Below are 13,242 nucleotides of genomic sequence, written 5' to 3' on the forward strand. Positions count from 1 at the left end.
GCCCGCCGTGGCTGAATGCGATCAACGGGCGGCGAGCAGCAACGCGTTGGTACGCTTCACGAACGCGGCCGGATCTTCGAGGCTGCCACCTTCGGCCAGCAGCGCCTGATCGAACAGGAGCTGCGTCCAGTCGGACAGATCGGCGCTCTCGGCCGTCAGTCGCTGAATCAGCGCATGCGACGGGTTGATTTCGAGAATCGGACGGAACTCCGGCATCTTCTGGCCGGCCGCCTTCATCAGCCGCTGGAGCGTGCCGCTCATGTCGTTCTCATCCGACACCAGGCACGACGGCGAATCGGTCAGACGGAACGTTACCCGCACGTCCTTGGCCTTATCGGCGAGCACTTCCTTCATCTTCTCGACGAGCGGCTTCAGATCGTCGCTGGTTTTCTCCTGCGCAGCCTTCTCGGCGGCATCTTCCAGCGCGCCCAGATCCAGATCGCCCCGCGCCACGCTCACGAGCGGCTTGCCGTCGAACTCGTGCACATACGAGAGCATCCACTCGTCGACGCGATCCGTGAGCAACAGCACTTCCACACCCTTCTTGCGGAAGACTTCCAGATGCGGGCTGTGACTTGCGGCCACCCAGCTCTCCGCCGTGACGTAGTAAATCTTGTCCTGACCTTCCTTCATGCGGCTGACGTAGTCGGCCAGCGACACGCTCTGCTCGGCCGAATCGTTATGTGTGCTGGCAAAGCGCAGCAGCTTGGCGATGCGCTCACGGTTCGCGTGATCCTCGCCCGTGCCTTCCTTGAGCACCTGACCGAACGCGCCCCAGAACTGCGTGTACTTGTCTTTCTGGTTCTCGGCCAGGTCTTCGAGCAGACCGAGTACCCGCTTCGTGCAACCCTCCCGGATCGCCTTCACATCACGGCTTTCCTGCAGGATTTCGCGCGATACGTTCAACGGCAGATCGGCCGAGTCCACGACCCCACGCACGAAGCGCAGGTAGTTCGGCAGCAGTTGATCCGCGTCATCCATGATGAACACGCGCTTCACGTACAGCTTCAACCCACCCTGCGAGTTGCGATCCCACAGATCGTATGGTGCGTGCGCCGGCACATACAGCAATTGCGTGTATTCGCTGCGGCCTTCGACACGGTTGTGCGTCCATGCCAGCGGGGCCTGCATATCGTGCGCGATGTGCTGGTAGAACTGCGTGTACTGCTCGTCGGTGATGTCGCTCTTGCTGCGCGTCCACAGCGCGCTGGCCTGATTGACGGTCTCGTCCGTCGAGGCGGGGACCATCTCCTTCTTCTCTTCGTCCCAGGTCTCGCCGCGCATGACGATCGGCAGCGAAATGTGATCGGAGTATTTGCGGATGATCGACTGGAGTTGCCACGACGAAAGCAGTTCGTCTTCGCCATCACGCAGATGCAGCGTGATGGCTGTGCCACGCGGCGCGCGTTCGATGGTCTCGACCGAGAAGTCGCCTTCGCCGGTCGACGACCAGCGCACGCCTTCCGATGCCGGCAGACCGGCGCGACGCGATTCGACCGTCATCCGGTCGGCCACGATGAAGCCTGAGTAGAAGCCCACGCCGAACTGGCCGATGAGCGCAGCGTCCTTCTGCTGATCGCCCGACAGGCGCGAGAAGAACTCCTTGGTGCCGGACTTGGCAATCGTGCCGAGATGCGAGATCGCTTCCTCGCGGCTCATGCCGATGCCGTTGTCCTCGATCGTGACGGTGCGAGCGTTCTTGTCGAACGACACGCGAATCTTGAGTTCCGGATCCTGCTCATACAGCGCTGCGTCGTTGATCGCTTCGAAGCGCAGCTTGTCGGCGGCGTCCGAGGCGTTGGAGATCAGTTCGCGCAGGAAGATTTCCTTGTTGCTGTACAGCGAATGAATCATCAGTTGCAGAAGCTGTTTGACTTCTGCCTGGAAGCTCATGGTTTCTTGCGCCATGGTCGGGAACCCTCGTGAATCGGTGTGATGGATGGAATGTCGACACTGACCGCCACTCGGCGCACTTGCGCGCGCGCTGCCAAAACGGCGGTACAGATCGGAACATAGGGACAGGCAGCCGGCATTTCAAGGCCGCCAGCAGGGTTATTTCGACGCCGGTTGCGCGACGATGCGCAACATTGCGGTGAAACCCGGCGATATCCCCGTGTGACCGGCGTGTGCGCACCGGGACCGCCGCCCCGCCCCCCACGCCCATGGCCGTCCGGCCGGTCAGGCAGCCAGTTCGAGCTGACGCGACAGGAAGCTCAGCATGGCAGGATCGCTGGAGCAGGCGACATTCATCCGCATCCACGTACTCGGCGCCTGGCGCGGCGAGAACAGCGCGCCCGGCGCAAACAGGAAGCCCGCCTCGTGACCGGCGGCGGCGACCGCACTGGTATCGACCCCGGTGTCGACCCAGAGGAACATGCCGGACGTCGGATCGCCGAACATGCGCAGGCCGATGCGTTCGAGATGCCGCCGCGTGCTGTCGCGCACGTCGTCCAGACGCGAGCGCAGGCGCTCGACGTGACGTCGGTAATGCCCCTCGGTGAGAGCCTTGTAGACGATCCGCTCGTTGATCTCGGGCGTGGTCGAGCCCGAAAGCATCTTGTGATCGATGAAGGTCTTCGCCAACTCGGGAGAACAGGCGACGAACGCCACGCGCAGATTGGCGGCGAGCGTCTTCGAAAAGCTGCCCATGTAGATCACGCGCTTGAGTTGATCGAGACTCGCCAGACGTGCCACCTGCTGATGCGGTGGGCACAGATCGCAGTAGATATCGTCTTCCAGCACCATGAAATCGTACTGCTCGGCCAGCCGCAGAATCTGGAACGCCCGTGCCGGTGTCAGCGACGTGCCCGTCGGGTTCTGAAGGATAGAATTGATGATCAGCAGCTTCGGGCGATGCTGCTGCACCAGACGCTCCAGCGCCTGCATATCCGGCCCGTCGACCGTGTACGGCACCCCCACGGTATGCGCGCCTTGCGACGCAATGCGGCCGAACATCACGAACCATGCCGGATCGCCCACGAGTACCGTGTCGCCGGCCCGCACATACAGACGCAACAAGAAGTCCACCGCCTGCGTGATCCCCGACGTCAGCACGATCTGCTCGGGCCGCGCGCCGATTTCCAGCTCCGCGAGCTGGGTCTGGAGTTGAACGCGCAGCGGCAGGAACCCGTGCGGATTGCCGGTTTGCAGCAAGTGCGCGCTCGACTGACGGCTCATGGATCGCATGGCGGACGTCATCATCTCGGCGTCGAGCCAGCCCGGGGGAAGATAGCCCATACCGGGCCCGCGCTCGGGCGCCACCGAGTGCAGCATGCTGCGCACGAGCCAGGCCACGTCGATGGGGCCTTTGGCGACCATCGGCATCGCGGCGTTCTGCGGCGGCATCGCGGGCCGCTCGCGCACGTAGAACCCCGAGCCGCGACGCGCCTCGAGATAGCCCTGCGCGACCAGACGCTCATACGCTTCCACCACGGAAAAGCGCGATACACGCTTGTCTTCCGCGAGCGAGCGGATCGACGGCATGCGCATGCCCGGCAGAAACACCCGCTCTTCGATGCGCAGACTCGCCCAGTGTACGAGTTGATCGACAAGCGTCATGCGCGCGGTGTCGAGTGCGGCGTTGTCCGCCAGCGCCAGCGGAGAAATACGGTTGGTTGTCGTCATCGTCTGTCCACCTCTGCCCGGTTGACCGGCATCGTGCTGCCGAAGTGTCTTCCCGTTGCCGCTCATGGGTCGCCACTCTACGCCAGCCAAATTCCCTGTCAATCCAGAACTGTACCGAAGATTACCTTGATATCTGTATCGGTACTGTACCGGAGTTAACCGATAAAGTGTCCTCTCAACTGGAGACCGCTATGCGTGAAATCCGACTCTTCGAACTGGACCGGGGACAGACCGTCTTCTGGCCGAGCCCGGCTGCCGACCTGCCGCAATCGCTTCAGGTCTTGCAGGGCGTACTGTGGCTGACCGTGGAAGGCGAGCCCGCCGACCACTGGCTTCACGCCGGTGAGAGCTTCGAGATTCGCGGCGGTCAACGGGTGTGGCTCGGCACGTGGCAGGACGGCGCGCGGTTGCGCGTGAGCCAGCCGGCGACGACGCTCTCGCCGTCCGCAGGGATGCTGGTACGCCCGCAGGGCCGCGACACGGGCCGTCTGGGCTGGCGTCTCGCGTGGCGCGATCTCGCGGCACGCCTGGTCAATCGGACGGCAACGCGGCTTTCGCGCGGCTAAGTCCGCGCAGATCCGTCGATCCGCCGATGCATCGCGAAACGATCGGGGCGGAGTAAGCTATCGGTTTTGCCGTCTGAACCCACCATGTCCGCACCTCAAGCCCTGAAACTGGATCATCTCGTCGTTGCCGCGCAAACGCTGGAGGCGGGCGAAGCTCATGTCATCGAGCAGCTTGGCTTGACGGATGTTGTGCCGCAGCGCGGCGGCAAGCACGCCCGCATGGGCACGCACAACAGTTTGCTGGGGCTGTGGGGTGGCGTGTATCTGGAGATCATCGCGATCGATCCCGACGCCCCGCCGCCAGGCCGCGCCCGCTGGTTCGGCCTCGACGACGAAGCGGTTCAGGCGCGTCTCGCCCAGGGACCTTATCTGGCGCATTGGGTGGCGCGCGTGGATCGTCCACGCTCGCTGCCGCGCTGGCAGACCCAGTATCCGCAGCGACTGGCCCCCGTCATCGAGATGCAGCGCGGCGCACTGACGTGGCAGATCGGCGTGCCCGACGATGGCAGCCTGCCCGCATGGCAAGGCGCCGGTCAGGGCGTGCTGCCCACGCTAATCCAATGGGATTCATCGCAGCATCCGGCCGATACGCTACCCAGCGCCGATTGCGCGGTCACGTTGTTGCGCGGTTTCCATCCGCAAGCGGCCGCGATCCACGAACAATTGCAGTGGCTCGGCGCAGACACCCTCATCAATGTGGAAGCGACGCTGGTCGAGCCGTCCCTCGCCGCAGAAATCGATACCCCCGACGGTCCGCGTACATTGCGCTAGCGCCAAAGCAACACCAGGCGCCCGGCACAACGCATGGCGGGCGTGCAACCGAAAACGAGATACACGAGGCGGCATGATGAATTCGCGCGAATCCCAAGGCATGCTGATCGGACTGATCGGCGTGCTGATCTTCAGCCTGACGTTGCCGATGACCCGCATCGTCGTGGCGGAAGTCAATCCTCTGCTCAACGGACTGGGACGTGCGCTGGTTGCCGCTGTATTCGCGGGCGCGTTGCTCTGGTGGCGTCGCGAGCCGTGGCCCACGTTGCCGCAACTCAAAAGTCTGGCCATCACCTCATTGGGCGTGATCATTGCGTTCCCCGTGTTCTCGGCATGGGCGATGAAGACGATTCCGGCGTCGCACGGCGCGGTCGTCAATGGCCTGCAACCCTTTTTCGTCGCGATCTACGCCTATTGGCTGGGTGGCGAGCGTCCGTCGCGTGGCTTCTGGGTCTGTGCACTTGCCGGTAGTGCGCTCGTCATCGCGTTCGCGCTGCGCGCCGGGGGCGGTAGCCTGCATGCGGCCGATGGCCTGATGTTGTTCGCCGTGATCATTGGCGCGCTGGGGTATGCCGAAGGCGGCAAGCTCGCCCGCGAGATAGGCGGCTGGCAGGTCATCTGCTGGGCGCTGGTGGTATCCGCGCCAGTGCTGCTCCTGCCGGTCGGCTGGCTCGCCTGGCAGCAACCGTGGCCCGTGAGCGGCAAAGCGTGGGGCGCATTCGCCTACGTCACCCTCTTCTCGCAGTTCATCGGCTTTTTCGCGTGGTATGCCGGTCTCGCCATGGGCGGAATCGCACGCGTAGGCCAAGTACAATTGCTTCAGATTTTCTTCACGATTGCGCTGTCCGCCCTGTTTTTCGGCGAACAAGTCGACGCAGCGACGTGGCTCTTTGCGGCTGGCGTCGTGTTGACCATTGCACTCGGCAAGAACATGAAGATCGGCGCCTCGCGACTCACGGGCAAACCGGTCTGACGGCACGTCGCGGTGCATGCGATCCCTGCACCGCGATGCGCCTGCCCCCCGGCGTTTGCGACTGCCTTACGCGCCCGGCACCCGCAACGCCTGATACTCGCGGCCGCTCAGAAAGGCCGCACTCTCAAAGCGAGACCATCATGCATGATTGGCAATATTCCGAACGTGCCCGCAATCTGACCAGCTCGGCCATTCGCGAAATTCTGAAGGTGACGGAACGCCCCGACGTCATTTCGTTCGCCGGTGGCCTGCCCTCGCCGGCCACCTTCCCCGTCGCCCAGATGCGCGCCGCCGCCGAGCGTGTACTGACCGAGTCGCCGCAGGCTGCGCTGCAATACAGCGCCACCGAAGGTTTCGCGCCGCTGCGCGAGTGGATCGCCAAGCGCTACTCGCGCGACGGCCTCGCGCTCACCCCAGAGAACATCCTGATCACCACAGGCTCGCAGCAAGGCCTCGACCTCATCGGCAAGATTTTCATCGACGAAGGCAGCCGTGTTCTGGTGGAGGCCCCCAGCTATCTGGGCGCCCTGCAATCGTTCTCGCTGTTCGCCCCGAAGTACGTGCCGGTGCCGACCGACGACCACGGCCTGCTGCCTGAAGCACTCACGCCCGAGATCGTCAATGGCGCACGCTTCCTGTACGCCATGCCGAACTTCCAGAACCCGACCGGACGCCGACTGCCGATGGCGCGCCGCGAGGCACTGGCTGCGGTGGCCAAGCGCGACGGTCTGGCGATCATCGAAGACGATCCATACGGCGAACTCGACTACGAAGGCCAACGCCTGCCCAGCCTCATGTCGCTCGCCCCGGAGCATGTGCTCTACATGGGTTCGTTCTCGAAGGTGCTCGCGCCGGGGCTGCGACTCGGCTTCATCATCGGCCCGCAGGCCGTGATCGCCAAGCTCGTGCAGGCCAAACAGGCCGCCGATCTGCACACACCGAGCCTCACGCAGCGCATCGCTTACGAGGTCGTGAAGGACGGCTTCCTGGATTCGCATATCCCGTCGATCCGCACGCTCTACGCAGCGCAGGCCAAGGCGATGCTCGCCTCATTGGCAAAGCACATGCCGGCAGACGCCACCTGGACCACGCCGGCCGGCGGTATGTTCATCTGGTTGACATTGCCCGCAGGCATCGACACCATGCAGTTGCTGGAAAAAGCGATTGCGCAGAATGTCGCGTTCGTGCCCGGTGCACCGTTTTACGTCGGTACACCGCAATCGAATACGCTGCGACTGTCGTTCGTCACCGTGCCGCCCGAGAAAATCGAAGTGGGCGTTGCCCGACTGGGTGCGCTCGTCGCGGAAGCCCTCACGCGTCGCGCTGCCTGACGCGACTGCCCTGAGCGTCGGGGTGCCGGGCCGAAGAGAGTTCGGGCCGGCACATCGACGTTGCGACACAGTGGTGACGCCGTCACGCACCTGACACCCATCGCCCGACCAGCCTCACACCGACCTGTCCGACCGATCGACAGGTCCCGATTCAACGTATCTGCAAGGAAGCCGTACATGTCCGTCTACGACAAACTGAAGCAACTGGGTATCGAACTGCCGAGCGCCGGCGCCCCCGCTGCCGCCTACGTGATGAGCGCACAAACCGGCAATACCGTGTTCCTCTCGGGCCATCTGCCGAAGAAGGATGGCAAGATCTGGACCGGCAAGCTCGGCCAGGACGTGAGCGTCGACGAAGGCAAGGCTGCCGCACGCGCCGTTGCCATCGAACTGATCGCGACCCTGCATGCCCACACGGGCGACCTGAACAAGGTCAAGCGCGTGGTGAAGCTGATGAGCCTCGTGAACTCGACGCAGGAATTCACCGATCAGCATCTGGTGACGAACGGTGCCTCGGAACTGATCGCGGAAGTCTTCGGCGACGCCGGCAAGCATGCACGTTCGGCCTTTGGCGTTGCGCAGATTCCCCTGGGCGCATGCGTCGAAATCGAACTGATCGCCGAACTCGCCTGACGATCGCCCGGTAGGCAATGCGCCGCGTTGCGGCCATTCTTACGCACCCAACGACAACAGCCACCCTCGGGTGGCTGTTGTTTTATGGAAGTGTCCCGCTTAGGTAGCGTGCCGGAATCAGAGCGGCTTACCGCCGCCGTATGCGCGGCGCATGGTGATCGCTACCGCCAACGACAGCACGACGGCCACGGCCAGCAACGCCACGACCCCATGCCAGCCGTGCGCCTTGAGCATCACGCCCGAGTAGCTGCCCAGCAGGCTCGATCCCAGATAGTAGAAGAACAGATACAGCGCCGAGGCAATCGCGCGCCCTTCCGTGGCCCGGCGTCCGACCCAACTGCTGGCGACGGTATGCGCGCCGAAGAAGCCGAACGTGAAGATTGCCAGACCGATCACCACACCCAGCACTTGCGACGAAAGCATGGTCACGAGTCCTACGAGCGAGAACGCGACCAGCACCCACAGCAGACGCGGGCGTCCCACGCGATCCGATAGCGGCCCGGCAATGAACGAGCCGACCACACCGATCAGGTACATCGTGAAGATCGCGCCAATCGCCGCATGCGGCAAATGGAACGGCGACGCCGACAAGTGGAAGCCCAGATAGTTGTAGACGCTCACGAAGCTGCCCATCATCAGCCCGGCGAACAGATACAACCCCAACAGCGCCGGATCGCCCAGATGGCGACGTGCGTGACCGATGGCCTCGCGCACCGACATGTGACGCGGCGTGAAGCGGCGCGAATGCGGCAGGCTGCGGGCAAACTCCAGCCCCATCGCCAGACATACCAGGCCGATCACGGCCACCGACACGCGCCACGAGAACATATCCGCCACGAACGCGGCAAGCACGCGCCCGGCCATGCCACCCAGGATATTGCCGCCGATGTACAGGCCCATCGACATACCGAGCGAGCGCTGATCGATCTCTTCGCTCAGGTACGCCATCGCGATGGCCGGCAAACCGGAGAGCGCCAGCCCCTTGAGAGCACCGAGAACCACGACGGTCTCGAAGTTGGTAGAGAACGCACTCGCGAGCGTGAGCACCGACGAACTGAGCAATGCCATCGTCATCATCCGCTTGCGACTCACCCGATCGGCAGCAACGCAGGTCACGAGCAGCCCCAGCGCCATCATCATCGTGGCTGCCGAAACGGACCAACTGGCCTGCGCAGGCGTAATGCCGAACGTCGTGGTCAGCAACGGCAACAGCGACTGCATGCAGTACAACTGCGCGAACGTCGAAAAACCGCCGAAGAAGAGTGCCCGGCTGATGACAGCGTATTCGGCGGTGCCACGGGCAACGCCCGCAGGAAGCTTGGGCGCCGACGCACCACTGGCCGTCGCGCCGTTAGCAAGAGGAAGGGAATTGGTTGATGCCATGACGCTGGCTCGCCTCGCGCGAACCCAGGATGAAATGTATACGGCGAATGATAAGTTTGCCGTTACCCAGCGTCCAATATATATTTAAGCGATATTTCCATATATAAAACAGATCAATCGAGGTTCGACGTATGGAACTGCGCCATCTCCGCTACTTCGTCACCGTGGCTGAAGAGTTGCATTTCAGCCGCGCTGCGCAAAAGCTCAATATCGGGCAACCACCGCTTTCCATGCAGATTCGCGCGCTGGAGGAAGAACTTGGCGTGCCGCTCTTCGAGCGTTCGCAGCGGCGTGTCTTTCTGACCACCGCCGGACGCGCGTTTCTCGTGCGAGCCCGTCAAATCCTCGCCGATGCCGAAGCGGCACGTCTCGAGGTACAGCAAATCGCAGGACTCGACGCCGGGGAATTGCGTATCGCGTTCACGACCTCGGCACCAATGACCAACCTGATGAAACGTGTGCTCACCAGCTATCGGCAACGGTATCCGCGCGTCACACTCACGTTGAGCGAATCGCCATCGGAACGCCAGCGTGACGCGCTTGCCGAGCGCACACTCGACATCGGCCTGTTACGTCAGGCAGATGACGCGCCACCGGTCGCCGGATTGAGTTTCGAAACGTTGATCGACGAAGCGCTGGTCGTCGTTCTGCATCAGGGCCATGCGCTGTCGCGACGTCAAAGCCTGTCCATTGCGGATCTGGCGAACGAAGCGTTCATCATGCACCCGCACGACGTCGGTACGGCGGTAGACGGCAAAATCCGGGGAATGTGCGAACGCGCGGGGTTCATGCCGCGCGTGGTGCAGGAAGCGCGCGAGTCGACCACCATCGTCGCACTCGCGGCGAGCGGGTTGGGCGTTGCCGTCCTTCCCGCGGCCGTGCGATGCATCCAGATCGAAGGGGCATGCTTCATGGACCTCAGCGAGCCCGATGCCCATACGCCTCTGCTGCTGGCCAAGCGTCGCGACGATGCCAGCCCGTTAGTGCAAGCGTTCGTCGCGATGTGCCACGAAGTGGCTGGCAATCTTCACGAGACTCGCCAGCCTGCGCACTGACGCGGGATCAGCCGCGCAGCGAGGCCGCCAGACCGATGACGACGACGCCCAGCACGAGGTTGAGAATTACCAGCCGGCGAATGCCGTTGACCGCCGCAGCACCGTCCGGCCATGACTGCGCCTGCACCGCGCGTTGCAGGCGCGGGAACAGAGCAAACCGGATGTGACCGAAGACGAGCATCATCAACACGCCGACGCCTGCCATCGCATGCACAGGCCAACGCGCATGCAAGCCCCCCATCCCCATCATCATGTGACCGCCCGAGAGCAGGATCACGACGATGGCCACGCCCACCCACGTAAAGAAGCGCGTGAGCGCCGCCTCCCACAACGGCAGACGTTGCTGCGGCGAGAGTTCGGACGACGCCGGCCGCAGGCAGGCCAGGGCAAAGAACATCCCCCCGATCCAGACAGCAACGCTTACCAGATGCAAGAACAGGCTGAAGGCATAAACGCTCATGCGTGACTCCCGTCAGGATGCCGAAGGCACGGCCGGCAACACCGGCTCGAGCGAACGCGGCTTGAAAGTAGCGAACTTGACGGCAGGCGAGCGCCCCTTGCGGGCACGCTTGCCGATATTCGGCGCCAGCGATGCCCCCGAGAGTGTCTCGGACTGCACCTTGCCGCCGCGAACTTCGCCGTACACCGTGACACCGGCTTCGCTGATCGGCACCGCCGCCACCAGCGTTTGCTTGTCGTCGAGCCCGATCAGCGTGACACCCCGTCCGCCGCCCGTGAGCGACTTCATCTCGTCCATGCCGAACACGAGCAAACGGCCGTCACTCGACAGACAGGCCACCGCGCTTGCCCCCTGCCAGATCGGCGTCGGGGCAAGCGGCTCGGCACCATCGTCGATGGTCATGAACGACTTGCCCGCCTTCACGCGGCTGACCATATCGCCCAGCTTCGTCGTGAAGCCAAAGCCTGCCGACGTAGCCAGCAACAGCGGTTGTTCGCTCGATGCCGCGTAATAGTGCAACAAGCGCGAGCCCGACTCGAGTTCGATCAGCGACGTGAGCGGCACCCCGTCGCCACGCCCCCCCGGCAGCAGCGACACAGCGACCGAATAGACGCGGCCATTGCTGCCCCACGCGATCAGCGGATCGACGGTGCGGCATTCGAACGCGCCGTACAGGGCGTCGCCCTGCTTGAACGAGAAGCCCTGTGCGTCCAGACCATGGCCCTTGAGCGCACGCACCCAGCCTTTGGCAGAGACCACCACCGTGACCGGCTCGTCGACCACGCGCGCCTCGGCAACGGCACGCTTTTCTTCCTGAATCAGCGTGCGACGATCGTCACCGAACTGCTTCGCGTCGGCCTCGATTTCCTTGATGATCAGGCGCTTCATCGTGCTGTCGTTGGCGAGCAACTCTTCGAGCTTGGCCTTCTCGTCGCGCAACGACGCGAGTTCCTGCTCGATCTTGATCGCTTCCAGACGCGCCAACTGACGCAGCCGGATTTCGAGAATGTCTTCGGCCTGACGCTCGCTCAACTGGAACGCGCTCATCAACGCGGCTTTCGGCTCGTCCGACTCGCGGATGATGCGAATGACCTCGTCGATATTCAGAAAGACGATCATCCGTCCTTCGAGAATATGAATGCGGTCGTTGACCTTGCCCAGACGATGGCGCGAGCGGCGCGTGACCGTCTCGAAGCGGAATCCGATCCACTCGGAAATGATGTCGCGCAACGACTTCTGCGCCGGACGACCATCGGCCCCCACCATCACGAGGTTGACCGATGCGCTCGACTCGAGGCTCGTATGAGCGAGCAGCATCGTAATGAATTCCTGCTGGTCGATGCGGCTCGACTTCGGCTCGAACACCAGTCGCACAGGCGCATCTTTGCCCGATTCGTCGCGAACCGTATCGAGCATGCCAAGCACCGACTGCTTGAGGTTCTGTTGCTCCGGCGTGAGCGTCTTCTTGCCGAGCTTGACCTTCGGGTTGGTGATTTCCTCGATTTCCTCGAGCACCTTCTGGCCCGAGGTATTGGGCGGCAACTCGTACACTACCGCTTGCCACTGGCCGCGCGCCATCTCTTCGATCTTCCAGCGCGCGCGCACCTTGAGACTGCCGCGACCGGTATCGTAGGCCGCACGGATTTCCGCAGCGCTCGAAATCAGTTGACCGCCCCCCGGGAAATCCGGCCCCTGCACGTAGGTCATCAACTCGGCATCGTCGAGCTTCGGGTTGCGGATCAGCGCAACGGCAGCCGACGCGACTTCGCGAAGATTGTGCGACGGGATTTCCGTCGCCAACCCCACGGCAATCCCCGACGCGCCATTGAGCAATACGAACGGCAGACGTGCCGGCAACAAACGCGGCTCTTCCGTCGACCCATCGTAGTTCGGCACGAAGTCCACCGTGCCCGCATCGATTTCGTCGAGCAGCAGCTTCGCGATCGGCGTCAATCGCGCTTCGGTGTACCGCATGGCCGCCGCGCCGTCGCCATCGCGCGAGCCAAAGTTGCCCTGACCGTCGATGAGCGGATAGCGCATCGAGAAGTCCTGCGCGAGACGCACCAACGCGTCATAGGCAGACTGGTCCCCGTGCGGGTGAAACTTGCCGAGCACGTCACCGACCACACGCGCCGACTTCACCGGCTTGGCGTCGGCCGCAAGGCCCATTTCGTTCATCGCGAACAGAATCCGGCGCTGCACTGGCTTCTGGCCATCGCAGACGTCAGGCAGTGCACGGCCTTTGACCACGCTAATTGCGTAGTCGAGATAAGCGCGCTCGGCGTAAGCGCCGAGCGTCAGCGTGTCGTCATCCGACGGCTGCGTAAAGAGATCTTCTACTTGTTCCATAAAACCTGTGGGTTTGCTGCGAACGTTTGACGAGAGTTCGGGTGGACGTTGACCGCGAGATCATACCAAGCTCGTCGGTACATTTCGGCAAAAACAC

The 13,242-nt window shown here is 63.3% G+C and carries 11 protein-coding genes; 6 read left to right on the top strand and 5 right to left on the bottom strand.

Going from position 1 to position 13,242, the window contains the following annotated elements:
• Nucleotides 1-21: 21 nt before the first annotated feature.
• Together htpG and PI93_RS18855 are read right to left on the bottom strand one after the other, a co-directional pair.
• The gene (htpG, locus tag PI93_RS18850; protein WP_039369138.1) at nt 22-1,908 is read right to left on the bottom strand and encodes a molecular chaperone HtpG; all 1,887 of its coding nucleotides are present in this window, start codon (nt 1,906-1,908) and stop codon (nt 22-24) included.
• 270 nt (nt 1,909-2,178) lie between these two features.
• The gene (locus PI93_RS18855; protein WP_039369577.1) at nt 2,179-3,606 is read right to left on the bottom strand and encodes an aminotransferase-like domain-containing protein; all 1,428 of its coding nucleotides are present in this window, start codon (nt 3,604-3,606) and stop codon (nt 2,179-2,181) included.
• A 209-nt stretch (nt 3,607-3,815) separates the two neighbouring features.
• On the opposite strand from PI93_RS18855, the gene PI93_RS18860 reads away from it, so the two are divergent.
• From PI93_RS18860 to PI93_RS18880, 5 genes are all read left to right on the top strand, one after another.
• Nucleotides 3,816-4,190 carry a DUF2917 domain-containing protein gene (locus tag PI93_RS18860; RefSeq protein WP_052240590.1) on the top strand — a complete coding sequence of 125 codons (375 nt, stop codon included), beginning with the start codon at nt 3,816-3,818 and terminating at the stop codon, nt 4,188-4,190.
• An 84-nt stretch (nt 4,191-4,274) separates the two neighbouring features.
• Entirely contained in the window at nt 4,275-4,961 is a 687-nt protein-coding gene (locus PI93_RS18865) for a VOC family protein (protein ID WP_039369141.1), read from the top strand.
• 76 nt (nt 4,962-5,037) lie between these two features.
• Nucleotides 5,038-5,934 (top strand): DMT family transporter, encoded by an 897-nt coding sequence (locus PI93_RS18870; protein ID WP_052240615.1) that lies wholly within the window; start codon nt 5,038-5,040, stop codon nt 5,932-5,934.
• Between the two features lie 140 nt (nt 5,935-6,074).
• Nucleotides 6,075-7,265 (top strand): aminotransferase-like domain-containing protein, encoded by a 1,191-nt coding sequence (locus tag PI93_RS18875; protein WP_039369144.1) that lies wholly within the window; start codon nt 6,075-6,077, stop codon nt 7,263-7,265.
• Between the two features lie 177 nt (nt 7,266-7,442).
• Nucleotides 7,443-7,898 carry a RidA family protein gene (locus PI93_RS18880; RefSeq protein ID WP_039369147.1) on the top strand — a complete coding sequence of 152 codons (456 nt, stop codon included), beginning with the start codon at nt 7,443-7,445 and terminating at the stop codon, nt 7,896-7,898.
• A gap of 117 nt (nt 7,899-8,015) precedes the next feature.
• Here PI93_RS18880 and PI93_RS18885 read toward each other — a convergent pair whose 3' ends face one another.
• A complete protein-coding gene (locus PI93_RS18885) occupies nt 8,016-9,281 on the bottom strand; it encodes an MFS transporter (protein WP_039369149.1) in 1,266 nt (421 codons plus the stop codon).
• A 131-nt stretch (nt 9,282-9,412) separates the two neighbouring features.
• On the opposite strand from PI93_RS18885, the gene PI93_RS18890 reads away from it, so the two are divergent.
• A complete protein-coding gene (locus PI93_RS18890) occupies nt 9,413-10,336 on the top strand; it encodes a LysR substrate-binding domain-containing protein (protein ID WP_039369152.1) in 924 nt (307 codons plus the stop codon).
• Nucleotides 10,337-10,343: 7 nt separating this feature from the next.
• Here PI93_RS18890 and PI93_RS18895 read toward each other — a convergent pair whose 3' ends face one another.
• Nucleotides 10,344-10,796, bottom strand: a complete 453-nt coding sequence (locus tag PI93_RS18895) for a CopD family protein (RefSeq protein WP_039369156.1) — start codon at nt 10,794-10,796, stop codon at nt 10,344-10,346.
• 12 nt (nt 10,797-10,808) lie between these two features.
• Nucleotides 10,809-13,145 (bottom strand): DNA topoisomerase IV subunit A, encoded by a 2,337-nt coding sequence (parC, locus tag PI93_RS18900; RefSeq protein ID WP_039369160.1) that lies wholly within the window; start codon nt 13,143-13,145, stop codon nt 10,809-10,811.
• Nucleotides 13,146-13,242 lie beyond the last annotated feature (97 nt).

This window comes from Pandoraea fibrosis (assembly GCF_000807775.2).
GTDB classification, from domain to species: domain Bacteria; phylum Pseudomonadota; class Gammaproteobacteria; order Burkholderiales; family Burkholderiaceae; genus Pandoraea; species Pandoraea fibrosis.

What these genes read in the sequence shown, in the direction of transcription:
- htpG (WP_039369138.1), bottom strand. Translation starts at nt 1,908, where the DNA reads ATGGCGCAAGAAACCATGAGCTTCCAGGCAGAAGTCAAACAGCTTCTG.
- PI93_RS18860 (WP_052240590.1), top strand. Translation starts at nt 3,816, where the DNA reads ATGCGTGAAATCCGACTCTTCGAACTGGACCGGGGACAGACCGTCTTC.
- PI93_RS18865 (WP_039369141.1), top strand. Translation starts at nt 4,275, where the DNA reads ATGTCCGCACCTCAAGCCCTGAAACTGGATCATCTCGTCGTTGCCGCG.
- PI93_RS18870 (WP_052240615.1), top strand. Translation starts at nt 5,038, where the DNA reads ATGAATTCGCGCGAATCCCAAGGCATGCTGATCGGACTGATCGGCGTG.
- PI93_RS18875 (WP_039369144.1), top strand. Translation starts at nt 6,075, where the DNA reads ATGCATGATTGGCAATATTCCGAACGTGCCCGCAATCTGACCAGCTCG.
- PI93_RS18880 (WP_039369147.1), top strand. Translation starts at nt 7,443, where the DNA reads ATGTCCGTCTACGACAAACTGAAGCAACTGGGTATCGAACTGCCGAGC.
- PI93_RS18885 (WP_039369149.1), bottom strand. Translation starts at nt 9,281, where the DNA reads ATGGCATCAACCAATTCCCTTCCTCTTGCTAACGGCGCGACGGCCAGT.
- PI93_RS18890 (WP_039369152.1), top strand. Translation starts at nt 9,413, where the DNA reads ATGGAACTGCGCCATCTCCGCTACTTCGTCACCGTGGCTGAAGAGTTG.
- PI93_RS18895 (WP_039369156.1), bottom strand. Translation starts at nt 10,796, where the DNA reads ATGAGCGTTTATGCCTTCAGCCTGTTCTTGCATCTGGTAAGCGTTGCT.
- parC (WP_039369160.1), bottom strand. Translation starts at nt 13,145, where the DNA reads ATGGAACAAGTAGAAGATCTCTTTACGCAGCCGTCGGATGACGACACG.